At 37.1% G+C, this 23,801-nt stretch carries 25 protein-coding genes and 1 pseudogene; 9 read left to right on the forward strand and 17 right to left on the reverse strand.

Annotated elements, in window-relative coordinates; genetic code table 11:
- Positions 1 to 202: transposase (locus T501_RS17635; RefSeq protein WP_044916617.1), on the reverse strand; the 202-nt coding region annotated here is incomplete at its 3' end.
- A 217-nt stretch (positions 203 to 419) separates the two neighbouring features.
- On the opposite strand from T501_RS17635, the gene T501_RS17640 reads away from it, so the two are divergent.
- The gene (locus T501_RS17640; protein ID WP_050008386.1) at positions 420 to 1,217 is read left to right on the forward strand and encodes an ATP-binding cassette domain-containing protein; all 798 of its coding nucleotides are present in this window, start codon (positions 420 to 422) and stop codon (positions 1,215 to 1,217) included.
- Positions 1,201 to 1,932 carry a hypothetical protein gene (locus T501_RS17645; protein ID WP_155994916.1) on the forward strand — a complete coding sequence of 244 codons (732 nt, stop codon included), beginning with the start codon at positions 1,201 to 1,203 and terminating at the stop codon, positions 1,930 to 1,932. The genes T501_RS17640 and T501_RS17645 overlap by 17 nt, the downstream gene beginning before the upstream one ends.
- Before the next feature lie 62 nt (positions 1,933 to 1,994).
- On the opposite strand, the gene T501_RS17650 is transcribed toward T501_RS17645, so the two are convergent.
- The 4 genes from T501_RS17650 to T501_RS17665 all read right to left on the reverse strand — a co-directional run bounded on the left by T501_RS17650 (position 1,995) and on the right by T501_RS17665 (position 7,091).
- Positions 1,995 to 2,360 (reverse strand): hypothetical protein, encoded by a 366-nt coding sequence (locus T501_RS17650; RefSeq protein WP_044916623.1) that lies wholly within the window; start codon positions 2,358 to 2,360, stop codon positions 1,995 to 1,997.
- Between the two features lie 9 nt (positions 2,361 to 2,369).
- A complete protein-coding gene (locus T501_RS17655; RefSeq protein WP_044916625.1) occupies positions 2,370 to 4,442 on the reverse strand; it encodes a glycogen debranching protein in 2,073 nt (690 codons plus the stop codon).
- A 330-nt stretch (positions 4,443 to 4,772) separates the two neighbouring features.
- Positions 4,773 to 5,669 (reverse strand): alpha/beta hydrolase, encoded by an 897-nt coding sequence (locus T501_RS17660; RefSeq protein WP_026511246.1) that lies wholly within the window; start codon positions 5,667 to 5,669, stop codon positions 4,773 to 4,775.
- Between the two features lie 42 nt (positions 5,670 to 5,711).
- Positions 5,712 to 7,091 (reverse strand): MFS transporter, encoded by a 1,380-nt coding sequence (locus T501_RS17665; RefSeq protein WP_044916627.1) that lies wholly within the window; start codon positions 7,089 to 7,091, stop codon positions 5,712 to 5,714.
- Positions 7,092 to 7,270: 179 nt separating this feature from the next.
- Here T501_RS17665 and T501_RS17670 point away from each other — a divergent pair, with 179 nt between their 5' ends.
- Positions 7,271 to 8,182, forward strand: coding sequence for a helix-turn-helix transcriptional regulator (locus tag T501_RS17670; protein ID WP_044916631.1), 912 nt, complete (start codon positions 7,271 to 7,273; stop codon positions 8,180 to 8,182).
- Between the two features lie 41 nt (positions 8,183 to 8,223).
- On the opposite strand, the gene T501_RS17675 is transcribed toward T501_RS17670, so the two are convergent.
- The 10 genes from T501_RS17675 to T501_RS17725 all read right to left on the reverse strand — a co-directional run bounded on the left by T501_RS17675 (position 8,224) and on the right by T501_RS17725 (position 18,385).
- A complete protein-coding gene (locus T501_RS17675; protein ID WP_044916633.1) occupies positions 8,224 to 8,988 on the reverse strand; it encodes a zinc ribbon domain-containing protein in 765 nt (254 codons plus the stop codon).
- A gap of 188 nt (positions 8,989 to 9,176) precedes the next feature.
- Positions 9,177 to 9,977, reverse strand: a complete 801-nt coding sequence (locus T501_RS17680) for a sugar phosphate isomerase/epimerase family protein (RefSeq protein ID WP_049945878.1) — start codon at positions 9,975 to 9,977, stop codon at positions 9,177 to 9,179.
- A complete protein-coding gene (locus T501_RS17690) occupies positions 9,974 to 10,681 on the reverse strand; it encodes a ThuA domain-containing protein (protein ID WP_044916636.1) in 708 nt (235 codons plus the stop codon). Before T501_RS17690 ends, T501_RS17680 begins: the two co-directional genes overlap by 4 nt.
- Positions 10,682 to 10,992: 311 nt before the next feature.
- Positions 10,993 to 11,466 carry a hypothetical protein gene (locus tag T501_RS17695; protein ID WP_050008387.1) on the reverse strand — a complete coding sequence of 158 codons (474 nt, stop codon included), beginning with the start codon at positions 11,464 to 11,466 and terminating at the stop codon, positions 10,993 to 10,995.
- 354 nt (positions 11,467 to 11,820) lie between these two features.
- Entirely contained in the window at positions 11,821 to 12,135 is a 315-nt protein-coding gene (locus T501_RS17700) for a hypothetical protein (RefSeq protein ID WP_044916638.1), read from the reverse strand.
- Positions 12,136 to 12,334: 199 nt separating this feature from the next.
- Complete coding sequence (locus T501_RS17705; protein WP_044916640.1) at positions 12,335 to 12,895, reverse strand: hypothetical protein; 561 nt, start codon at positions 12,893 to 12,895, stop codon at positions 12,335 to 12,337.
- Between the two features lie 280 nt (positions 12,896 to 13,175).
- Complete coding sequence (locus tag T501_RS17710) at positions 13,176 to 14,552, reverse strand: RepB family plasmid replication initiator protein (RefSeq protein WP_026511238.1); 1,377 nt, start codon at positions 14,550 to 14,552, stop codon at positions 13,176 to 13,178.
- 870 nt (positions 14,553 to 15,422) lie between these two features.
- Complete coding sequence (locus tag T501_RS17715; RefSeq protein WP_044916641.1) at positions 15,423 to 16,064, reverse strand: hypothetical protein; 642 nt, start codon at positions 16,062 to 16,064, stop codon at positions 15,423 to 15,425.
- Positions 16,064 to 16,825: a ParA family protein gene (locus T501_RS17720; protein ID WP_026511236.1), complete on the reverse strand. Its 762-nt coding sequence runs from the start codon at positions 16,823 to 16,825 to the stop codon at positions 16,064 to 16,066. The genes T501_RS17715 and T501_RS17720 overlap by 1 nt, the downstream gene beginning before the upstream one ends.
- 942 nt (positions 16,826 to 17,767) lie before the next feature.
- Positions 17,768 to 18,385 carry a DUF3267 domain-containing protein gene (locus T501_RS17725; RefSeq protein ID WP_044916642.1) on the reverse strand — a complete coding sequence of 206 codons (618 nt, stop codon included), beginning with the start codon at positions 18,383 to 18,385 and terminating at the stop codon, positions 17,768 to 17,770.
- A 352-nt stretch (positions 18,386 to 18,737) separates the two neighbouring features.
- Here T501_RS17725 and T501_RS17730 point away from each other — a divergent pair, with 352 nt between their 5' ends.
- Entirely contained in the window at positions 18,738 to 19,823 is a 1,086-nt protein-coding gene (locus tag T501_RS17730; protein ID WP_050008388.1) for a Cof-type HAD-IIB family hydrolase, read from the forward strand.
- A gap of 46 nt (positions 19,824 to 19,869) precedes the next feature.
- Here T501_RS17730 and T501_RS17735 read toward each other — a convergent pair whose 3' ends face one another.
- Positions 19,870 to 20,091, reverse strand: coding sequence for a hypothetical protein (locus T501_RS17735; RefSeq protein ID WP_026511233.1), 222 nt, complete (start codon positions 20,089 to 20,091; stop codon positions 19,870 to 19,872).
- A gap of 188 nt (positions 20,092 to 20,279) precedes the next feature.
- Positions 20,280 to 20,414, reverse strand: a complete 135-nt coding sequence (locus T501_RS23015) for an immunity protein Imm33 domain-containing protein (protein WP_442856388.1) — start codon at positions 20,412 to 20,414, stop codon at positions 20,280 to 20,282.
- A gap of 307 nt (positions 20,415 to 20,721) precedes the next feature.
- Here T501_RS23015 and T501_RS17745 point away from each other — a divergent pair, with 307 nt between their 5' ends.
- From T501_RS17745 to T501_RS17760, 5 genes and pseudogenes are all read left to right on the forward strand, one after another.
- The gene (locus T501_RS17745; RefSeq protein WP_050008389.1) at positions 20,722 to 21,177 is read left to right on the forward strand and encodes an NUDIX domain-containing protein; all 456 of its coding nucleotides are present in this window, start codon (positions 20,722 to 20,724) and stop codon (positions 21,175 to 21,177) included.
- 291 nt (positions 21,178 to 21,468) lie between these two features.
- Positions 21,469 to 22,665, forward strand: coding sequence for a trans-sulfuration enzyme family protein (locus T501_RS17750; protein WP_044916643.1), 1,197 nt, complete (start codon positions 21,469 to 21,471; stop codon positions 22,663 to 22,665).
- Between the two features lie 50 nt (positions 22,666 to 22,715).
- Positions 22,716 to 22,844: pseudogene (locus T501_RS23020) on the forward strand (nitroreductase family protein); the annotation flags it as partial.
- 3 nt (positions 22,845 to 22,847) lie between these two features.
- Complete coding sequence (locus tag T501_RS20480) at positions 22,848 to 23,156, forward strand: hypothetical protein (protein WP_050008390.1); 309 nt, start codon at positions 22,848 to 22,850, stop codon at positions 23,154 to 23,156.
- On the forward strand, positions 23,150 to 23,467 hold the full coding sequence (locus T501_RS17760) for a glutaredoxin domain-containing protein (protein ID WP_044916645.1): 318 nt from the start codon (positions 23,150 to 23,152) through the stop codon (positions 23,465 to 23,467). The genes T501_RS20480 and T501_RS17760 overlap by 7 nt, the downstream gene beginning before the upstream one ends.
- Positions 23,468 to 23,801 lie beyond the last annotated feature (334 nt).

Below are 23,801 nucleotides of genomic sequence, written 5' to 3' on the forward strand. Positions count from 1 at the left end.
AAAGATTTTCATCGTCCTTGTGAGTCCGGCGGCTTGAAGAATCATTGGTGTGAAATATGCTGTCAATCAGCTTGTCAAAGTGCAGTTTGCTGATGAATTCCTTTATTAGGAGAAGACCAGCATCGGAGGATAAATCACCTCCGTCAAAATTTAATTTAAAACGCTTATTGCTTTCTAAGGTTGTGTAATCTAAACTAGACATATGAAGCCTCTTTTTTGTTATGTTTTTGGATTCGACACCTAAAATTGTAACAGAATCGGGGCTTTATTAATACCCCTAAGGCTTCACTTATTGGGTGAAAGCAATATGCAGTTTAAATGCAGTAACTATGCGGCTTTGTAATTAAGCCGTGAATAATTCAGGATAAATATATTATTTAGTCAAACTAATTTTCAGAAATCATTAAGAGCGAAAATAGATGAAAACAAACGAAAAACTGGTAACACTGGAAAATGTATCTAAAAAATATAGTGGAAAGGCCATAATCGACAGTGTTTCTCACACTTTTTATAAGGGAGAATCCATAGTATTTTATGGGCATAACGGCTGCGGGAAGAGCACGATGCTTAAGCTTATCTCAGGGCTTATCTCTATTAGCGGCGGCAAACTGCAGTACCATGAAAAGCTTCGATTTTCCTATGTCCCCGAGAAATTTGTGGGGATGGAAATCGAGATGATCGACTATCTTCGCGGTGTAGCACGGATGGAGGGCGTGCCCCCTACTGTAATTGACACTCTGATAAGCGATTTTTTCCTTGAGTCCATGATTCACACCAGAATGGACAAGCTTTCTAAGGGGAGTCTGCAAAAAGTCGGCGTAATTCAGGCACTCATGGCGCCACACGAGGTCATTCTCCTTGATGAACCACTCTCCGGCCAGGACGCTGAATCTCAGAAGGTTTTCATAGATAAAATGAATGAGCTGCGGGAGCATGGAATAACGATTTTCATGGCCTGTCACGAGAAAAAACTGATAGATGCACTCTCCGACAAAGTTTACACGATTGAGCATGGGAATCTTGTAGAGATCGATGCCTCAGACAAGGCTGCCTACTCCATATACGTGAAGAAAAATCCTTCACTAACTATGAGGTCCGATATGCGAAGTAACGGCGACCGCTACGAATTAACGGCAGAGGAAGCAGCGCTCAAGGCGACCGTGCTTGGGTTATATGAAGATGGATGGGAGATAATTGGAATTGAAAAACTCGATTGAATTATATAGATTACGACTAAAACTTCTAAAAAAAGGCCAGGTGCTTATCATACCGGTAGTTGCCACCGCACTTTTCATAGGAATAATGTATTCCATGGCCCCGATTGGAGTTACCAGCAGTTTCCTGTTATCAGCAGCGTTTATGTACTTCGTATGCGTGTTCATTTCCATGACTTTGAACGGAAAAGAGAATGACGTGTTTGAGGAAACACTAATGCTGCACTGCAAGAAGCCGCTTAATTATTATGTTTCCCGCGAGATTCTTCTTATTATGCAGTGCTTTGGCTATGCATTGATACTGACGATATTTCCGACGGTTCTATTTTTGTTTAAAAGCTCCATGTTCATAAGACCCATAGGAAAATTGGATATTACTTTTGGCGGATTTTATATCTTTTTAAGCGGGCTATGCGGCATGGTGACTGGGGATTTCTTTCATCCACGATTAATCCAGAAGAGAAAAGACGCTATACTCGGTGCATTTGTGGTCACTGTTCTATCTATATGCAAAGAGGGGCTGACGGAATTTTTTGCACCGTTGTCAGCTTTGAATTTTGTACTTCCTCCCTTTATGAACGGTTTCAAGCTGGTTGGTAACACAGATATCTTCGAGCCTCACGGGATGCTTCTGATTTTTCTGCACATGGCTGTCTATACTATAGTTGTAGTATGCCTGAAAATCTGGATGCTTGAAAAGCGCAGGTTCAGATATTGATTCATGAAACGAATGAAAACAATAATCCAAACCATATTATTTATGTCAAAAAAGAAAAAAACTCAGCCTTTCCCATAGACCCGAATCTGGGTAAGTGCAGGAAAAGGCGATGGATCATCTGCTTTAATGAGATCCATCAAAATTAGCCATTCAATCGCTTTTGTGTGGAATTTAACTACCTGCCCCTGATCTGTTTTTATTAGGTTTATAGTTGAAATATCTCCATCAGAATATTCTACCGTTATCTGTTTCCACCAGTTATCATGAGGAAAATCTGCACGTTCATATATTACAAGCATTTGGGAAAAGCGGTTTACAACCATTTTTCCAATGGTGCTGACAAGCATAAATCCCATGACCATAAAAAGATCATGGGATTTTATAACTATATTAATATATCTGATATCTGTAAGTGCAGTTTCAAACAATCATCAGGCTCAATAAGTTCCTATGAGTAGCATCGAGCTACGAGGCATTAGTTTTATAGAGTCTTTACAAACCAAACCCTTCATTTTTCCATTTTCATCACCTGAGTACAGGACAATTCTCCACTCCATCCCTTCCGGAATGATTGGAAGCTGTAAAATATGTTCTTCCCAGTGGGAATTTATTCCGCAGTATATAAAACAATCATTTTTTACTTTAAAATCTGCCTTTGGCTCAGCATACATAAAACCAAAAACCAGAAACGGTTGATATCTGTCCATTTCCCATGCTTTTACGCCATGCCAGGAAAGTTCCGGATACCCTGAGGAATTGTAGTCACTATAATATATTTCCCGGCGAATTACCGGATGTTCTTTTCTAAATCTGATAAGGCACCTGACATAATCAAAAACGTCCTTGTACTTTTTAAGCCTGTTCCAATCAAGCCAGCTAATCTCATTATCCTGTGAAAATGCATTGTTATTACCATACTGGGTATTAGCAAACTCATCTCCTGCCAAAAACATAGGAATTCCGCGGGATAATAGAAGTATTATCATTGCATTTTTCATCTGCCTTTTCCGGAGCGCATTTACTTCCTTATCGTCAGTTTCTCCTTCCGCGCCGCAGTTCCAGGAACAGTTGTCATAGTCATGATCCATAGGTGATGGCAAGGCGTTAGTTTCATTGTGCGTCTGCTGATAGCTCACAGTGTCGTACAATGTAAAGCCATCATGGGAAATGATATAGTTTACCGATGAAGCCGGTGTTCCGTTGGCAAACATGTCAGGCGAACCCTCTATGGATCTGATAATATCAGGACCAGACTCTGCTCCGCCTTTAATAAAGCGCTTTATAGCATCTCTTGTTCTAGCATTCCAATCTGCCCATGTATTAGTGAAATGCCCTATTGTTGAAAGTCCCGATGGATCCCAGCCTTCTGAAATGAGCATTGTATGACTCAAAATCGGATCATCAGCAAGGGATTCCATAAGTGGTGGTGACAGCATGGGTTCTCCGTCCTGTCCCCTTACAAAAATAGGTGCCTCATCTACCCTGAATCCATCTACATGATAAGAGGATACCCAGTATCTTAAAGAATCGATGATAAAGTTGCGGACGATGGGATTGTTGCAATTTACGGTATTGCGACATCCCGTCAGGTCTGAATAAGTTCCGTCGGAATTCATAATATAGTAGGTTCTGTTATCGATTCCTCTAAACGAAATGTATTCTCCTTCATCTCCATATTCACCTGTATGATTGAAAACGATGTCCAGTACGATTGCTATTCCGTTTTGATGAAGCTTTTTTATCATATTCTTCATCTCATCAACAGCAAGTCCCTGCGGACCGGAATATGCGTATCCTGTCTTTGGAGAAAAATAGTTGCAGGTGACATAACCCCAGTAATTGCAACAATCTTTCGATACCCCAGGTATAAACTCTTCAAATTCAAATGTTGGCAAAAGCTCTATGCAATTAATTCCAAGTTTCTTGAGATATGGGATTTTTTCAACTATACCGGCATAAGTACCCTTGTATTTAACCCCGCTGGAATCATGTTTGGTAAAGCCTCGGACATGCATTTCATATATGACAAAATCTTCTGGATGAATTTCAAGAGGCCTGTCACCTTCCCAGTTATAGTCTTCACGAATAATACGCCCACGTCTCTTAAAATTAGAATCCTCATATGTATACTGATGCCATATATCACATCCTGAAACAAGCTTGGCATAAGGATCCACCAGAATTTTGGTAGGATCAAAACGATAGCCCTGAGATATATCATTAGGTCCATCAAAACGATAACCATACTCTGTCTCTTCCCAGTCGATATCAAATATCATGACAGAGTAAACACTGCCCAATCTGAACTCATCCTTAAGTTCAAGAATCAGATATGGTTTTTTATCACCGCGATGATATAAAAGCAGCTCACATTTAGTTGCATCTTTGGAATAAATAGAAAAATTCACGCAGTTATCCGAAACAACTTCTGCACCAAAAGGCATAGGTCTGCCTATACGATATTTAACACCATTAAGTTCATGTGTCGGAAATTCATCAATTCTTTGCATATCTCTCCCTCATTGCATTCACAATATATGCAGTAATCGTCCCGGACTCGTTAATAGTTCAAAAAACTCATAAGTCATTACACCCATAATGAAAAATTATGTGTATTCATTCTCATTTTACCATTTAATATTTGTAAACATTATTAAATTACCGTAAACACCTCATTAAAGGTTCACGACATCTCACAAGGTCCCAATAATGGCATAGCAAAGTAATCTATGATCGCAAAAAAGAAAAAAGCTTCCAGAAAAGCCTACAGAAAAAGAGTCCCAAAACATCACTGTTTCAGGACTCTTGCCTTTTATACCATATATAGTAAATCGTACTTCTTACATAAGATTCTTGAAGAACTCTACCTCATCGTCATTGCACTGTTCTGCCTCAGGAAGTCGCATATTGCAGTGGAATACATGTCCCAACTCTCCATTAGGACTTGTATAATACTTACAGGTAAACGGCACTGAATTCTTTATCATAACAGCTGCCATTTTAGGAAGCTCATCCTTTAAGAAGTCTCCGGTTGCAGACATAAGGAAAGACGGAGGATATGCAGCTGTAATATAGTTCCCTGCATTCATGACATCAAGATCTTCATCTGTTACCTTCTTACCAAAAAGGTCATCCATAAGAGAACCCATATTGTCATCTGTCTCGCTTACAGATTTAATCTCAAATGCAGCACAGTTAAATGCTATACCCTTAAAACTGAATTTGTCGGATACAGTGAAGTCAAATTTATCAGCGTATTCCTTATTTGTAAGGAAAGCTGCTGTAATGCCTATGAGTGTACCGCCTGCAGAATCACCTACACCAAATATATTAGTGAGATCGAATCCGTATTTATTCTCATTTTCAACAATCCAGTTTGCAACAGCACAGCTGTCCTCAAGACTTGAAGGGAATGTATATTCCGGTGCAAGTCTGTATGAATAGCAGACTACTGCAAATCCTCTCTGGCAGAGAGACGCTGAATAATATTTATAAACTTCCTTGTCACCATATACCCAGCCGCCGCCATGAATAACGACGATTACGGGAAGCTTTTGATCCTCCGGAACATTTGCCGGTCTGTATACATCGAGCATCTGCCACTGAGGGTGCTCACCCTTATTGCCATATGTGATATCACTGTATCTTTTTACATCAGCAGGAATTTCCAGTCCTGCATCCCTGACAGCATCACCTTCCGCAAAATTTGTTCTAATAAATTCACTAGCTTTTGACATTTTTACACCTCTTTCATAACGAAAAATTCTAAATTCTTTACTTTAAAATTCCACTACTGCTCTCTTAGCTTCAAGATCACTCTGAATCTGGTCGATATGCTTATCTATATTCATGATGATGCAAAGTGCCAGAACTACAAGTGAAAGGATTGCTCCAAAATATCCATATCCGAAACGGATAGATGCAAGAGCAGCCTCTGTCTGAACCTCTGCTGTACCAACATAACCACCGATAGCGATGATCCATGTGCATATTGCAGAACCAAGACCGATACCAACTTTCATACCAAAGCTTGTGCAGCTATTTACAAGACCTTCAGAACGAACTCCTGTCTTCCATTCACCATAGTCAACTACGTCTGCTGTTGTAGCAAAAATACCTGACATGATGGGACCTGTTCCAAATCCTTTAACGATAAGTCCTATAACTACAAGAGGAAGATTTGATCCTGCAGCACCAATGATCACTGAACCTATTGCCATGATAACGGCACCTGTGATCATGAGTTTTCTTTTTCCGAATTTAGCTACCAACTTGGGCATTGCAAGATTTACAATCATTGCAGGTATTGTTCCGGCAACTGATGTACATGAAAGAAATGCAATGTTACCAAGTACACTATTGCAAAAATAGTATGTCATTGAACCTGTTGCAACTACGTTGATGTACAGGAACATGAACATAAGGGCCTGAATAAAGAAATACTTATTCTTTAAAAGTGCCGGAAGTGCTTTTGAAAAAGGAACCTGCTCTACTTTAACTGTTCCGTCCTCTACTGCATCAACGTGCTCTCTAACTCCAAGGAAGCACAGAATGCACATTGCGCAGGCAATTGCTCCATATATAACAGAGATTGATTTCCAACCTACAGTTGCAATAAGATTAGCTGTAATAACGTTTGTAATAAGTGATGTAACCTGTGTCATTACAAATCTGATAGATGCTGTCTGAGCTCTATCCTGTACATCAAGTGTCATACGGCTAAGAAGTGCATTATAAGGCAAATTGTTAGCTGTATAGATAATGCAATTCTGGAAAATATAGGTCAGGTAGATGTAAACCAGTTTGCCGCTTGCGCCCAGCGATGCCGGAACATTGAATATCATAAAGAGTGAAATTCCCATAAGCGGTGCTGTCCACAAAAGCCATGGTCTTGCTTTACCATATTTTGTATTGGTCCTATCTACAAGTGCACCCATGATAAGATCTGTTATACCGTCAAATACTCTGCACAGGAGCATCATTGTTCCGATGGCTGCAGCAGCGATTCCTACAGTGTCTGTATAGTATCCTGTCAAAAAAGATGATGCAAGAGCTACGATTACGTTAGCTCCACAATCTCCTATACCATATGCGAACTTCTCACTTGCTGAGAGTCGCCCCTTTTTTTCTTCTTGCTGTTCATAAACTATTGCTTCCATTTGTAACCTCCAATCTTATATCGGGATCCCCCAATCCCGTTCAACGAATCTTAATATATAAAAATATGCCTAATTACTCTTTACATTTTTTATCTTAAAAATTACGTTTTCTTGACATCTGACATAAACTCTATATAATACTCAATAATTGCTATTTATACTTTTAAAAAGGATTTACCATGTCAGATTTAAACAATAAGGACATCTCTTATGAAGTTGTACATTACCACACAGAGATGCCCTTCAAGATATTGAATATTCACAAAAAAGACTTATACCCAAATAAAAATTTATCGGCTGTCAGCGATGTTCTCGACCACTGGCATAACGAGCTCGAAATAGTCTATTCTTATTCAAATGATGGAGAATATTATACAGATGGTATCGCCCATTATCTGCAGGAAGACCTGTTTATCATTGTTAACAGTCAGAGTATCCATAAAGTAATCTCAAACAGAACAACACCTTATGAGAAATTGCCTGCAACACTTACAACCGTACTCCAGATAAGCGACTCTTTTCTTCGTAATTTCATTCCTAATTTCGATGAGCTTTACTTTAGACCCGTTTTTAAGCCGGGTGAAAAAAGGCCCTCCGAAATAATGAAGGACCTTTCACAATATGCTGATGGCAAAGCTTTGAACAAGTATGAAAACATGCGCCTTATTGGTCTTGTTCATGAGCTTTTATACTACATCTGTAAGGATGATCTGAGCCTTAAAGATACTGAAATGCCCGAAAAGAGCAGAAAAAATTCAGATATCTTAAGGAAAATCATTTCATATACTGAAGAAAATTATTATAGTGCTATAAACGAAATGTCTGTTGCTGATGCCTTCGGTTATTCCGCCAGTTATTTTTCCAGATTTTTCAAATCCAATATGGGAATAACCTATAAAGAATTCCTGACAAGAATGCGAGTCAATGCTGCCAAAGACAGCTTGTCCCAGACTCATAAGTCTGTTCTCGAAATTGCAATGGACTGCGGTTTCTCAGACTCGAGAGGTCTTATAAATATGTTCAATAAATATGAAGGCATTACGCCTCTTCAGTACAGGAAAAAATTCAGAAAAACTAATATCCTGATGTAAATTTTTCTGCATGAAATTGCTTCTGAAGACTTCCGAGTCTTTTATCTCTTTTTATACAGCACGAGCTCAGGGTTGGCGCCTTCTGCTTCGTAGGTACATACCATGATGAAATTCATCCCGGCAAGAACTCCGAAACATCTGTCACCGCCAAATTCTGACTCCAGCTGATTGCCAAGATATGTTTCATTGTCATCCAGAAATTTCACGCTTTCTCCGCTGGGAAGTCGGTATTCGAGATTGACATAGCTTCCCACAAGAGCATTAAGTCGTTCGACTTTCGGCAGGCCTTCTACATGAAGATCATTTATCTCTTTGATCAGCTGTTCCTTGAATGCTTCAAATTGCCCGTTGTCGCTGAGTTCTTCATATCTTTTCCAGTATTTAAGTTTGGGGAGTTCCTGCCTAAGGTAGCTGCGAGCCTGTTCCTCAGTAAATTCCTCGTTAACCATATTGGGAATGCAGACCTCAATCAGGTTGTCCATGTTGCCGTAGGTAAAAGTTCCATCAGCGTAGCACCATTTGCAGTAATCCTCATTTAAAGATCCGTCCTTATTTCTACCGATGATTGCGTCCTCAAGAGGCATGCCGCAGCATTGGCAAATAAGTTTATGGGGCGATCCGAGCAAAGTGTTGATCGAGACATTATAAAGATTTGACAGTAATTTCAATGTCTCAGTATTTGGAACCGTCTCACCATTTTCCCAACGTGAAACTGCCTGTCTGGTCACAAAGACTTTTTCCGCCAGATCATCCTGCGAAAGGTTGTTCCTGGTTCTAAGTTCAAGTAAAACATCTTTTGTATCCATGCGAATCCCTCCTTTATGACAATTCTATAACAGAAATCATCATATTTCACGCAACTAGCTGTTGCCCTGTATTCCATGCTATGTTCTGTGGTTTTTGCTTAATGTGTGCTTTGCAATATCCTTCAAGATAATTATATTGAATTCATAGCTTTTACCAAAAATGCCAACTGTTCAACAATTATTATTTTTCATAAATTCTGTAAATAAAAAGCAGATTTCTTTATACAATCCAGTTGGTCTTTTGCATCAAAATGTTCTATAGCAAAATAACCGTTGTATCCCGATTTAAGTAGTGCTGTAACAACCTCTCCAATAGGAAGCCTTCCCTCTCCCACCGCCACTGCTTCATGGGATCTGTCTTTGCAATGAACATGCCTTATTCTTGCATGAAATTTATTAAATGCCTCAAGAACGTTCTCATTATACATAATAAAATTGCCACAATCGAAGGTATATCCGACATTCGGGCACTTCTCAAGGAACCATTCAACACCGTTTTTTGCGGACATGGGAGAAGAAAAATCATCAAAATCTTCAAACAGGACACTTATTCCTAGTTCTTTTCCCATCAAAGCTGCCTTATTCATTCCTTCAGCCATGCGCTTTACTTCTTCATTTGAATCAAAAAAAGTTTTAAGGCGTGATTCATCTTGCATAGAGGCTTTTATTGTTGTGACATCATCGCCCCGCAAAAAACCGGGCACGATCATTATATTAGGAGCATCGAGCTCTTTCGCCATATTTAAATGCTCCTCTATCTTCCTGGTTTCATCATTGATCCCCATCTCATAAAACTCAAATATACAGCTTATTTTAAATCCGGCCTCCTTGATCTGCTTGGCAACGGTCTGACTTTCCTGAAGATGACTGAGACGTATTTCAAGGGCTTCTACACCAAACCCGCGTACTTCCAAAAGAATTTCTCTGATACTTTTTCCAGTCTGTTCATGTGCTTCTATTATGTGATCGTAAAATACTGATAGCTTCAATTCTTAATCTCCTTATTTTCACGGATTCCGCGCTCTATATTTTTTGGCGCGCAAAATCTCACGGCATTTGTGATGATTTTCTGTATTTCCGGAATATGGTAGGTAGGACACGTCTCATGCCCCGGTTGGAAGTAGAAAATCTTTCCTTTTCCGCGCGTAAAAGTACATCCACTTCTGAACACATAACCGTTTGAAAACCAACCTGCAAAAATAACATCATCAGGGGCCGGTATATCAAAAGGCTCTCCATACATTTCTTCCTGCGGAATCGTTATGCACTCGGGAATGCCTTCAGCTATTGGATGCAGAGGATCAATGCACCATAGTCTTTCCTCTACATCATGCTTCCATTTTAGCGTCATCGTGCTTCCCATCAAAAGTCTTAGCATTTTTGAATAATGGGCAGAATGAAGCGCTATAAGCCCCATTCCGGACAGCACATGTGTACATATCCTCTGCGCTACCTCATCGGAAAACTCATCCTGTAACGCATGACTCCAATAAATAAGGACATCTGTGCTGGATAATACCTCTTCTGTCAATCCATGTTCATCATCGTAAAATGTGGCAGTCCTCACTTCAAAATCATTTTCCTTGCTTAAAAAGCTTTTTATGTAACCATGAATTCCTTCCGGATATATTTTCTTTACTATATCCAATTCCTGGTCGTGTTTGTTCTCATTCCATACCGTTATGCGTATCATTCCTATTTATCTGACCTTTCATGCTTTTTAGTTTTAGCCCTATAACCTATCTGCCATATTCAAATATTTCCAAATTTGTTTTTATCAGCTACATTATTGTTTCAGATTATTCTGATGCTTTTTTCATGATAAAGCTTAATCAACTTTATTTCCACAGTTTCAAGGCTGAGTAACTTTGTTTTTCTCATAATAATACCCCAGACCTTGTGATCTGGGGTACTGTTACTCTATATCTTTCTCTTACTTGCATGCTAAAGCCTTTTATCTCAAAATTATCAGAAAAAGGTTCAAAGCAAACGGATTCACTGGTCTCAAAACTCAAACTCAGAATAATCAAGCTCTTCTCCATCCATCCCTGTTTCTTCCATGTAGGGAACACCATCTCTTATTCCGAATTTTACAATCACATCAAAATCGTGATAAACACCCTCATAATCATAATCCACGTAATCTGCTTCATTTATGTACTTCTCAAGTTCCTCAGCAGCTTTAGCAACTTGTGGATCATGTGAATCACCTCCAATTGCAGGTCCTGTCGGTCCATGATAAGCAGTAAGCTGATAGGTATTGCCCTCCTCATCAGTACCAAGGATTAAGTAATCATAGGCGTCTTCAAGATCGTCAGAAGTATAAAACGGCTCCCCAAACAAATGCTGAAGACGTCCATAAGTCAGCGCCATCGAATTGGGATCCGACATAATATTTCCTATTTCACGGATCTGACTTCCCGGATACCATGCTTTTGCTCTTGCATCATCTTTAATAGATTCAAACTTGATTTTCATACCTTTTTCCTCCAAAAATTTTTCCCTCTATGTTTTAACAAACATAAGAAAGCTGTCATAGCATTTTTATTTAAGTAACAGCGCTTCGCAAAAGGTATTATATCATTACATCTGTTTTCTTTACTATATGATTTACCCTATGAAGCAACTGCTTGTTTATGAGATTATTCTATGAGTTCGGAACCTTACAATAAATGTACATTTAGGCAAAAACAGTATATCTATTTTTCTTTTAGAGAAGATTCATAGCGATTCTATAATTCTTTTATGATGGCTTCTTTTTCCACTCCTTAACTATGACAAAAACTGCCAGGCTCTACATTTAGTCTGGCAGTGCATATTATACTTAAATTCTTAAATTTCCACGTTATCCTTTTTCTCTGCTTTATCTTTAACCGTGCCGATTACCCCTCCAATTAAAGCACCAATAAAATCTACTGCAAAAATTCCTATGCACATTGCCGATCCGGTATGCCATATGCCAAATCCTACAACTACTCCAATAAGAATTCCGCAGGTCATCCCATAGCACATACCTTTTGAGCGCCATGTATTATCCTTCTTAACGCGATTGTCTTTCATGATGTTTGCTGTAGCAACAGCAAACATCACATATACGGGTGCCATAACTGCAATAAGACAGATCATAAAAATAGCTTTATTACTCATACGTTTCTCTCTATTCTCCTTTTCCTAAAACGACATACATTATAGCAAATATTCTTTATTATTTGTGGATCAATTTAGTGTGCAATTGCTGATGCCTTGCCAAAAGGATTACCCTATTTTTTTCTACAAAAATACAACAAAAAAGGTGTGTCTCACAAATTCTATGGGACACACCTTTACTATATGTAAATTATTTCAATCATTTAATTGTAAGGTTTGATGTGAGTTTTTTGCCCTTGGTCTTCACCATGAATGAGTAGTACAAATACAGCTTTTGCCCTTTTTCAAGTCTGATGGTTCCAACACGTTTTTTAACCATAGAGCCACCTCTCTGTTGAGATGATATAGACATGCCATATGTACCTTTTGTTTTACAGCTTACGCCCGTCAGATAATCATCACCTTCATAGTGAAAATACGTAACAACGCCACCATATACCAATTCTTTGCCCTTGCACTTAAGATTACTGAGAGTTATCTTGTAAGTCTTTGTCTTTGGAGCTTCAAATACCAGAAATCCTTCAAATGTACCATTTGATTTATTCTGAACAACTTTATAGTTTCCGGTTTTATTTATGGTTACAACAGTCTCGTTAATCTCAACTACAGGTGAACCGGGATAGGCTGGATAGGCTGGTTTTAGTTTTAACGTCTTAGTTTTTGCAAACGCTGTCATTGGGCTGGCTAAGATAAATACGAATGCAAAGACAAGTGCCAGTGCTATAATTCTCGATACGATTTTCCAAACTCTTATCTTCATGGTGACCTCCTAATCATAAATGTACTTATTGTTTTATAATTACTATTCGGCTCTAAAGGAGTCTGATTTCTCTCGGCTATTATTCACTTTTTTGCCATACACTCAGTATCCCACAAATTTTGGATGTGTTCTATGTCCTTAAGTGCAATAATTAAAAAATATTTCGAAAATTTCTATAAAAATGAAATAAAAGTGCATTCTGTCTACAGCTCAACAATCAAGTAAATCATTACTACGAGGCAACCACTTGTGGTACGAATGAAAATGTATTATATCAAATTTAATTATCAAGAAGATCCGCTTCCAAAGCATCAAAGTCTATATCATTCTGCTGAAAATTATTAAATGGATTATTTATTGTTCTTTGACGCTGTGCAGATCTATTTCCCTGCTCTATCATCTTACAAAGGTAACCAACCTTATCCTCTATTGGTTCCTTCGTAGTATCATCAAGTCTCTTCTTAAACTGCAGGATGATCTGCATCATAAACATTGCATCTCTATTTAATCTCTCGACCTGCTTGCAGACTCTTTTAATCTCTTCATCTTCAAATTCAATGTAAGAAGCTTTTAAGAACAACTTAAGCTGCTGGAAAAGCTCATCATTAGCTTTTTCTTCAATAAGTTTATTCTGACTGGTTGTAATATACTGCTTAGCTTTGACAGTAAACAAATACCCAGCGGAAACTCCGTTTACTTTTTGAAGTTCATAATCAAAGGTAAAGTCGCATTCTTCAACAGCATTTATACTGTTTTTTGCTGGCTCAAGTACTCTTCTTTTTATGTCACCTACGTTATAGGATTCCGGTATAGAGAACTGATGCTTCATATCTTCAATAGATATTCTGAAAACTCCAGGTGTTGCATTAGGAAATTCCTTGTAATTTTTCTTATTTTCAAGGAACCAATAAAGTGCTATCGTATATTTTCCCTGAAGCTGTGTTGTTACTTCAAGAGCTCCATATGCTCCATGCACAAGCTGCGAGCATAATGCCAGATCTTTAAAGAAATCTGAAGGTACAAATTCGATATATGCTGAGGATTCTTTACTGTTGCCTTTTCCATTGTGATATCTGAGGATATTGAACCAGGGAACTACTATCTCATCTTCTCCATCAGGACCAAGATCTTCAAATACAAGATGTCTCTCTTTTAGCTTCTTCGTTCCTTTTCTGAATACTGAGTACAGATATTTATCATCTGCATAGCGAGAATGACCAAGAAAGCTTGTCGGCTCTATTCTATATACTTTATTTTCAGGAAAAGAAGACATTGTTCCGAGAATAGCATCAAATACGATGTTTTCATCAGCTGTAAATTCCATTTTGCAATGCATAATGAGGGCATCGGTTCTGTATGCAATACCGACACCTCCCTTTTTCAGTGGATGCTTATTATCCTGAAGGGCAAGAAGTTTAAGAAGCGTCGTATGGGCATTATCATTAAACGTTTCTACAAGACTGTCTATAGAAATCGCCTTTTTTATATATTCTTTAAGCTGAGCTTCATCTTCTGAAATTACCGCCAGACCATTAGAATCTACAACATCTGACTGAACTTCATCAAGATCTACAACTCCCCCAGTTACTGTATGGACGGTCTGATGCTCAAACTGTCCGAGTGTGTCCGTTAATGGTTGATAACTATCTCGTGTCATTCGTATTCCCCTTTACAGATGACAAGACTATAATTTGTCATGTCATCATTTATTGTATACCTGTTACCTATTAATTCATAGTGTGAAATCTGTCATCCGATTCAGACTCAATTACAATCAATTCATTTGTCATTACAATACAATAGCCGCATAAATACTGGGATTATTTAGTGTGAAATCTGTCATTTAAAACATAAATACATGAATTTTACTTAGTGTGTTTTTTGTCATCACACACTGAACTTATGACAAATAATCCATTTGTCATTCTATTATAAAAAGCTGATAAATACGATATTTATTTAGTGTGTAATTTGTCATCACGACTTTTCGATGACATCTGTGTTATTTGTCATCGATTTTAGAAAAATCTTTGATTATCACACAAAAATTGACCGGCTTAGTCACTGTTTTCTTAAAATCAAGCCACTTTTTTGATGATTTTTGACGTTTTTAGTGTGAAATCTGTCAGCGATGACAGCAAAATCATTTGTCATTCATTAGTGTAAAATCTGTCATTAGATATAAACTGCAAAAATTTTTGTTTGTGTGATTTCTGTCATCAAATTAGTGTGAAATCTGTCATGTAGTGTGAAATCTGTCATGCACTAGTGTAATTTCTGTCGGTGATAGTGTGATTTCTGTCGCTATTTAGTGTTATTTTTGTCATATCAAAAGCTCCTAAAGCCGCTATTTTACTGGATTTTTATCTACTCTCCTATACATACTATATGTAGATTAATATACTATTAATATCTATCCATGACAGACATAAAATATAGTTGTGTTTAATTTGTCATTTTGCTTTCTTATATTTTTATAAAAAAAGTGTTCCTTATCTTTAAAATAAGAAACACCTAATTTTTAATACTATTTATTCTTTTTCATATCCTGCTCGATAAGATAATTTATATAGCCGGTAACACCGCCATATTTACCACCAACTGACTTGGCATACATTAAATTCTCAGCCTTAAGATTAAGGGAAATTTTATGATAATATCCTTCTCTTTTCGGTCTGCCAACTCTTGATTTATCCATTACATTGATCAGCCCATATTGTTCTGCTAAAAGCTTAAGAATATCTCTGTCAGGTGTAGGAGCAGCTTCTATTTCCGGCTTATTTATTAGTGTATCTGTTACAGGTTTTTCAATTTCTGGTACTTTGATTTCTGGAATTGGATTAGTTTCGTTAACCTCCACTGCTTTTATTTCAGGAATTGATTCAGTCTCTGGTACAACTACTGAAACTTCTTCTATGGGTTTTGCTACTATTTCTTCAACAGTTTTTTCAACTATTTCTTGGTGCTTTTGAATCTTTTTAGCTTCTGAAGGCTTTGTCTTGGTGGATTTTTCTTTAGTGGTTTCAGCTTTCTTTGCAGAGTCAGATGCCTTTGTATAGTTATCCAGCATTTCATCAACAATGGTTGTATTTTTCTTAGGTGAATGTTGTTCATCCATTCTTTTTTTGTTCAATGCATTTAATTTTTCTCTTCTTGATTGTGCTGCCATTATTTCATCCTCCTTACAAGTTTCTTCGCAACGCTTCTGTAGTCTTCAGCAGCGTTATTTTTAGGACTGTATTCTTGAATTGACTGTCTGAATGATTTACTTTCGCTTGCTATAATGCTCTTTCTTATGGTTTCCACTAATGGATTATCCGAAATCTCTGAAGAAATATCCTGGAGTGCTTCCTTTGCATTTTGATGCATAACAGTATTTTCATATTTGTTCAATAAGAGAAGCTCTATCTTTGCGTGTGAAACGGGGTGAGCTCCGTCCCTATACGTTACAAGGTCATTATGTACTTCCCATATTCCATCTATTGATCCATCATCTGCCTCTGTGGGAATAACAATACCATCTGATGCAACGTAGGCCATTGTAAGAAGTGTAGATCTGGAAGGACCATTATCTATGAGAATGAAATGGTAATTATCCTTTATCGGCTTTATAACGTCTTCTAAGAGGAATAGGTCCTGATATTCGGTAAATGTTCTGTCTGCTTTTGAAAGTTCCTTTGAGCTGGCAATAACGTCAAATGTACCGCATTTTTGGATTGCATCAATTGTTGCACTTTCTGCCTGAAGTACATCAAAAATGGTAGGCTTTGATAAATCTGCATTAACATATTTTGAGAGGTTACCCTGTTGATCCAGATCGATGACAAGGACTTTTTTCTTTTGTGCAACAAACGCAGCTGCAAGTTCTATTGTTGATGTGGTCTTTCCAACACCACCCTTCTGATTGACTATTCCTAAAACTTTTCCCATGTAAAACTCTCCTCCAGTATAAAAAATAGAAAAATATATAAAATAAAAGATATACCTATATAAATAGATAGGTATTAAATGGATATATATTAAATAGATATAAAAAATATTTACCTATAAAAAATATATCAACAAAATATATGGATATTTAAAATATAAATATACAAGATATAGATATATTAAATATAAAAATAATAAATACAACAATATTATATACTAATATAAAAGATATACCTATAAAAAATATATCAATATCAAATATACATACACAAAAATATAGATATATCAGATATAACAATATTAAATATATAAATAATAAATATAGATATATCGAATATAAGAATAAAAAATATCCATATAAAATATAGCGATATAAATTATATAACTATATTATATATGGATATTTTTTATATGTCTATTAAAAATATAAACATATAATATAGAGCAATATTATATATCGCCGTATAAAATATATAAATATTATATGATGCTATATAAAATATAACAATATAAGATAAACATATATGTTATGGCAATATATTAAATATATATTTATTATATATGTATACTTGATATTGATATATATTGTATATATATAAACATTTCTCTTTGCAGCACTAATTTGATATATACGATATATATCTATATAAAACATATATTTATTTAAAACTTTTGCTATTTTCTTCGTTTGTGCAGTACTCATGACATTTTAGAATGTCTGTGACCTTGTAATCAAGTCATTTGTTGATATTTTTGATAGTATAAGATGTGATAGTTATTGTTCACACAGCTCTATGCACTTGCTGCACAGAGCGTGAAAATGAGTATTTCTTGAATATGGGATATGTCCCTTTGCCGAAAGCAACTGGAAATGGTAAATTCAGTTGCTGTGAGAACCGTAAGGGATGAACAGAATTTGTGATAGGTTAATCTTAGATATTTTCACTGAATCCAATAAGAATGAAATCCTCTATTAAATACCTTACCATCTTTAGGAACCTGACGGATAGTGTTGTAAACATTCAGATAATCTCCGACTGCACTCGCAACCATGCAGAGAGAATACATAATGATTGAAAAAGTTACTGGAAATGAAAAGTTCTGAGCAAATGCCAGCCAAGTTACATATGGCAGTATTCCCAACAACACTGCTGGTCCCGAAAGAACAATAATAAAATTCTTCTTAGTAATACAATCTTCGCAATATACAAATAGCATTTTATTCTCGGGCATTACGTAAATCTGCTTCTTTATATACTTAGGAAATAGAAATGCGTGAATGTATTGAGACAAAAATAATAAAACTAACGCAATAAGCTGCGGAATAATAAAGCTTTCAAATGAAGCAATTGAAGGTTTTCCATACACGTTCAATATTCTAATTATAGCTAACACAATCATAAGTAAAAGGATAGGAACTGCAAACAACAAGCCCAATGCAAATGCCTTATCAGATGAATCTGGCTCAACAAATGGAACACTCCCTTCTGGAAGAGGTTCTCCAGATGAAATCTGTTCGATATCTCCCTTTATTTTTCCTTTAAATTCAATATTCCACATATAAATAATACTCCTTCGATGATTTTTTAATAATTGGATATTATAACAATGTATATCAATTATTGGAACAAAATCAAGAAAGAGTTGATAAAGTACGAAATAGTACAGTTCTTTTCTATATGGCATTCTTCCTATATAAAACTTCATCAGATGTGTCTTTGAATATCTGAGTTGAGTAAAAATATATAAGACAAATGACTGTAGGAGAGTATCAGAAAAAAAGTGAGACTTGACCATTAGGATTATAATAACACTAGTACAGCGCACGGAAAATAACTGGTCTAATTCGACACGGTTATTCAAGAAACGATGTACTAGATAAGAACGTGTTTTTCAAGGAGTTATTTATATAATGACAGGAAGGCTATCAAAGAGTAGCGTGAAACATATCGAAGATGTGTATTTTACCAGGACATATTATGGCAGGGAGGATGGCAGAGAATATATAGCGGTATCTGTACGATGCCCTGTTGAGGAAGCAAAGGAATATGCTGCCGGGATTTTGAAACTTAATGAAGATGAAGTAGTTGCTGTTCCTGATTTGTGGTATGCAGATGATGAGGACCTATACGATACTGATCCTGGCTTTGTATGCAGCAGAGTAAACGTATTTCATAAGAGGATTCCGCTGTGTGGTCTTATTGCAGTCGACATGGATGCTACTTTATTAAGGAGTGACAAGACGGTAGATCCTTCTACTATCGGTGATATAGATAAAGCAGTTGATGAAGGAGTGAACCTTGCGTATTGTACCGGAAGGGCTCTTGTTGAAATGAAAAATTACTTTAAAGAGCTTCCGCAGATAAGATATGCCATCTGCTACAGCGGGGCTATCATCTATGACTGCATAGAGAAAAAGCCTATTTACAAAAATGAAGTAGATGCTCAGTTCTTTGAGCCGATTATTGCAATTGCTCAGAAGTATGGTGGGATGCTAACATTTCTTACGGAAGATGAATCCATTGTTTCTGAGGATGACCTTGAGCATATGGAAGATTTCCATATGGGAGTATATAAGCCAATGTATATGAAGGTCACAAGGCGTGTAAAAGATATGAAAGAAGAGAGCGCCAAGCATTCTTCAATAACAAAGATTAACATATATTTTAGAAGTGCCGAAGACAGGGAAAAAGGATATTCTGAATTAAAACATCTTCCGCTAGAGTTTGCATATGCTGAAAAGACAAGCCTGGAGATGAATGCCAAGGGTGTCACTAAGGGCATGGCAATGCTTAAACTCGCAGAACTATTAGGTGTTCCTGCAAATAAAACAATGGCTATAGGTGATGCGGATAATGACATAGATATGCTTAAAAGAGCAGGCTTTTCCGTAGTGATGGGCAATGCAAAACAAAGTATAAAAAAGCTCGCTGATATGGTCACTAAGGATAATGATCATAACGGAGTGGGATACGCAATCAGATCCATGGTAGGATGAACCTTAATTATGGAAAGATAATGCGTGCAGGCAATCCAGTTATTTATTATCTTTCCATAGCATCATCCTCTTTTAGTAATTTCTTGAGATTTTCAGGCTTACCGATACAGCCTGTGTTACCGTTAAAGCTTCCAAGAGTAGTAACTCTGAAAGGTGCAAATTTCATGCCCAAAACTATTCCGGCAAGAACCAGACATATTCCGGTAAGAACTATTTCTGTTTTGCTGCATTCGCCTCGCTGTATTTTTGATATATGTTCTTTTATCATTTCAAACAAACCTCCTATTCTGGGATTCTTTCTTCAGTCTCTGTATAGACAAAGTATTTTTTCCATCTTCATATTCAAGTGTAAGATCAGTACCAACAGGCATATCAAATATTGAAGAAATGGCCGGTTCAATTTCAAACAGCGTTCCCCAGTCTCATACAACCATAATAGATGGATTCTGCAGAAACTCATCTGTGTCTGTCTCTGATAAAAAAACTCCAACCATTATCGAGGTCATTAACGCTCTTTTCTCTAATACACAATTTAAGTCGCCCTTTGTTTTCCAAGATATTTCTGGAGGCAATTGATCCGCCCATATTCATGCTTTACATAATGCATGTCCTCCTACTTGTTTAATGGATATCGGTATCTATTATAAGCTTTTTACAGCTTTTGCAGAAGTATGAATCCATATATTCCTGTTTTTTTCAGAAAAACGGAAATCATACTGGACCAGATTCTCGCAAGGCGAGGAGTGTGTCCTGTGTGTGGGGGCATTAAAGGTGCCGCTTGCAGTATCTGTATCTGACTGGAGTATGTCAGATATAAGGGATTCTGGTTGTTTTTATATAGTCAATCAAAGTCCTTTTTTTGTATAATTGTGGAATAGGATTAAGTTATCAGACTAATATGGGAATTGTAGATATGGTATACAGAAAAAAGAATTATTTGTTGGGGCAATTAGATAATATCGAGTTTGTTGTGGTTCTTACAAAATATCAGAATAAGTGGGTGTTTTGCTGGCACAAACGCAGGAAAAGCTTTGAGAATCCTGGTGGTCATGTAGAACATGGTGAAACGCCAATGCAGGCGGCAAGACGTGAGCTTTACGAAGAGACAGGTATTACTGACTGTGAAATGATTCCTTTGTGGGATTATGAGCAGCCCTGGGATGATGGGATCCACAAAAACAATGGCCGCTTTTTCCTTGCTATAGCACATTCTCTTGGGGAACTTCCGGAAAGCGAGATGGAGAAGATAGAACTTTTCAATGCTGTACCGGAGAACTTTACATACGACAGAGGTGATGCTATTAAAGATTTCGAAATGGCCAAAAACATGCTAAAAGCATGGGAGCGTGATTGAGCAAATAGAGGGAATAGAGTTTGAAAATATGCTTAGAAAGGATGAGAGAATAAAGATATACCTATTATTGATTTTTGTTTTAGTTTATTTTGAGATCAATATAAGAATATAACTTGGATGACCATGTTTTACGAATGGCGTTTTTACTGATAAAAAAAAGCTATAGCTATCAATATAAAATGTGTATTATGAAAATTCTTTTGGCTATGTCATATTTAAAATAGGCAATCAGTATGTGTGCTGGTTGCTTGCTTTTTTCGCTGACTGATAATGTTCGGAGGTGACAAAAACATGGCAAAGAAAGATAATCCCTATAAGGGATTGGGAATTAATACACAAGCAATACATACAGGAACAGGTTATGATGCAGAAACAGGAGCTGTGAGGCGACCTCTTCACATGGCAAACAGTTACAAACTTCCGGATGATCTCTCACAGGTAAACTATTCTTCAACAGATATACTAATGTATGCAAGAAATGGTAATGCTAACCAACATTGGTTGGAGGAAAAGATAGCAGCATTACATGATGCTGATGATGCAATTGTTTTGGCTAGCGGAGTGGGAGCACTTCACGCTTTATTCTGGACACTTCTGAAAACAGGGGACAGGGTTGTTTACCCAAATGTAAGCTACATGGCAGTCTACAGGATGTTCCATGAGCTTTTTAATAGGAAATTTGGTGTGGAAACAGTAATGGTGGATATGACCGATACCGAGGCAGTTAAGGCAGCAATAACGCCTGGCACCAGACTTGTACATATAGAAACACCGGATAATCCCACTAACGGAGTAACAGATATTGAAGCTATAGTAAAGATAGCACATGAGAATGGAGCGCTGGTCTCTGTTGACAATACCTTTGCCTCACCATTTAATCAGAAGCCACTTGAATATGGGGCAGATTTTGTAGTGGAATCTCTCACAAAATATATCAATGGTCATGGGGATGCACAGGGTGGCGCCATTATATCGAATGATCTTGAAACAATGGACCGTATACGTTATGAAGCGCAGGTTAATGTCGGAGCGGTGATAAGTTCATTCAATGCCTGGCAGATATTCCGTGGCTCTGTGACATTTCCTCTACGTATGCAAAAGATAAATGAGTCTTCTATGAAGATAGCACAGTGGCTGGAGCTACGGGATAATGTTACTTTTGTATCCTATCCGGGACTTTCAAGCAATTCCGGTTATGCGATCGCAAAGCGTCAGATGAAGAACGGATTTGGCGGTGTTATATCTTTTGGTATCAATGCTGATGACAAAGAAGTTGAGAGATTCTGTTCAGCGCTGCAGATAATTACGTTTGCAGTTTCATTAGGACATGATGAGAGTCTTATTTTCCCGCAGCCAAGTTATGACGAGAGGATAGACCTGTATCCTGAAAAATTCAGAAAAGGATTTATCCGATTTAGTGTAGGACTTGAGGATGTGGAAGACATTATCGCAGATCTGGATCAGGCGTTAAAAACGATTGGGCTTTGATCCTACAAAAGATGTAGAAGATTGAATAAAATCATTGCTTTGATAAGGATGAAGCTCCGGATAAAAAGATAATTGAGAAAATAATAGAAGCAGGACGCTTTGCATCAAGCGGATCTAACAGTCAGTCCACGCATTTTCTTGTAATCACGGATAAAGAATTTCTTAAAGAGTTGTCATAGCTTGTGAAAACAGAATTTGCCAGAATGGAAATAACAGAAGACACCTATATTTCTCTAAAAAATTCTATAAATGCATCCAAGACAGGTAATTATAATTTCTATTACGGTGCACCGGTGTTTATAGTAACAGCAAACAGAAAAGGATATGGAAATGCCATAGCTGACAGCGATGAAGTACTTCTTGTTGAAAAATGGCAGAACGTGTATGCTATAACGAGCCATGGTAAGCAGCTGCATTATAAAAAGCTTGGTGAGTTGAAAGCAGATTATGTAATAGATACAATAATAGAAAGATTTGAGGTAATATGTTAAAAGTATATGGAAGCGGAATGTGTCCTGACTGCATAAAATGTAAGTACAATCTGGACAAAAACAATATTGATTATGAAAATATCGATATCACTCAGAACCTTAAAGGCCTTAAGGAATTTTTGAAATTCCGTGATAAGGAAGAAGTCTTTAATGATGCCAAGGAAAATGGATATATTGGTATCCCTGCACTTATTACAGAAGATGGGGAAATAACCCTTGATTGGGAGAACTATTTTACAGAACTGAAAATAGAGGTAGTCCATCCTCAGGAAGAAGGTACTTCCTGTTCAGTAGATGGAAAAGGGTGTTAAAAACTACAAATAAAAGTCCAGCGGTGTGATGTCAAGTAAAGAAAAATAAAAAATCTTTTATTTTTTGACATTTTTCACGAAAAGAAAAAACGACCACCTAAGCCCTGTCGACCATATTTTTAAATGAGCAGGGCGTACTCATCAGCAAGTAGGTGATACTACTATGCTGGACGATATAGACGATTGTCTTTCAGCAGTCGAAAGACTAATCGCACAAGTTTACGAGCAGTTAATGCGAGTGCACGTTTGTGTTGGTATCTGTTCACCTCTTTGTACTTGAGGTGATAGAAGTCGCTGTATTCTTTGTCGCATCTTACAAGAGATAATGCTGCTT

Origin of the sequence: Butyrivibrio sp. WCE2006 (assembly GCF_000701985.1) — a bacterium.
Lineage (GTDB): Bacteria > Bacillota > Clostridia > Lachnospirales > Lachnospiraceae > Butyrivibrio.

What these genes read in the sequence shown, in the direction of transcription:
- T501_RS17720 (WP_026511236.1), bottom strand. Translation starts at nt 16,825, where the DNA reads ATGGGAAAAGTTTTAGGAATAGTCAATCAGAAGGGTGGTGTTGGAAAG.
- T501_RS17700 (WP_044916638.1), bottom strand. Translation starts at nt 12,135, where the DNA reads ATGAGTAATAAAGCTATTTTTATGATCTGTCTTATTGCAGTTATGGCA.
- T501_RS17705 (WP_044916640.1), bottom strand. Translation starts at nt 12,895, where the DNA reads ATGAAGATAAGAGTTTGGAAAATCGTATCGAGAATTATAGCACTGGCA.
- T501_RS17665 (WP_044916627.1), bottom strand. Translation starts at nt 7,091, where the DNA reads ATGGAAGCAATAGTTTATGAACAGCAAGAAGAAAAAAAGGGGCGACTC.
- T501_RS17715 (WP_044916641.1), bottom strand. Translation starts at nt 16,064, where the DNA reads ATGGCAGCACAATCAAGAAGAGAAAAATTAAATGCATTGAACAAAAAA.
- T501_RS17695 (WP_050008387.1), bottom strand. Translation starts at nt 11,466, where the DNA reads ATGAAAATCAAGTTTGAATCTATTAAAGATGATGCAAGAGCAAAAGCA.
- T501_RS17760 (WP_044916645.1), top strand. Translation starts at nt 23,150, where the DNA reads ATGTTAAAAGTATATGGAAGCGGAATGTGTCCTGACTGCATAAAATGT.
- T501_RS23015 (WP_442856388.1), bottom strand. Translation starts at nt 20,414, where the DNA reads ATGAATATGGGCGGATCAATTGCCTCCAGAAATATCTTGGAAAACAAA.
- T501_RS17725 (WP_044916642.1), bottom strand. Translation starts at nt 18,385, where the DNA reads ATGTGGAATATTGAATTTAAAGGAAAAATAAAGGGAGATATCGAACAG.
- T501_RS17750 (WP_044916643.1), top strand. Translation starts at nt 21,469, where the DNA reads ATGGCAAAGAAAGATAATCCCTATAAGGGATTGGGAATTAATACACAA.
- T501_RS17660 (WP_026511246.1), bottom strand. Translation starts at nt 5,669, where the DNA reads ATGTCAAAAGCTAGTGAATTTATTAGAACAAATTTTGCGGAAGGTGAT.
- T501_RS17655 (WP_044916625.1), bottom strand. Translation starts at nt 4,442, where the DNA reads ATGCAAAGAATTGATGAATTTCCGACACATGAACTTAATGGTGTTAAA.
- T501_RS17745 (WP_050008389.1), top strand. Translation starts at nt 20,722, where the DNA reads ATGGGAATTGTAGATATGGTATACAGAAAAAAGAATTATTTGTTGGGG.
- T501_RS17640 (WP_050008386.1), top strand. Translation starts at nt 420, where the DNA reads ATGAAAACAAACGAAAAACTGGTAACACTGGAAAATGTATCTAAAAAA.
- T501_RS17670 (WP_044916631.1), top strand. Translation starts at nt 7,271, where the DNA reads ATGTCAGATTTAAACAATAAGGACATCTCTTATGAAGTTGTACATTAC.
- T501_RS17690 (WP_044916636.1), bottom strand. Translation starts at nt 10,681, where the DNA reads ATGATACGCATAACGGTATGGAATGAGAACAAACACGACCAGGAATTG.
- T501_RS17710 (WP_026511238.1), bottom strand. Translation starts at nt 14,552, where the DNA reads ATGACACGAGATAGTTATCAACCATTAACGGACACACTCGGACAGTTT.
- T501_RS17675 (WP_044916633.1), bottom strand. Translation starts at nt 8,988, where the DNA reads ATGGATACAAAAGATGTTTTACTTGAACTTAGAACCAGGAACAACCTT.
- T501_RS17730 (WP_050008388.1), top strand. Translation starts at nt 18,738, where the DNA reads ATGACAGGAAGGCTATCAAAGAGTAGCGTGAAACATATCGAAGATGTG.
- T501_RS17735 (WP_026511233.1), bottom strand. Translation starts at nt 20,091, where the DNA reads ATGATAAAAGAACATATATCAAAAATACAGCGAGGCGAATGCAGCAAA.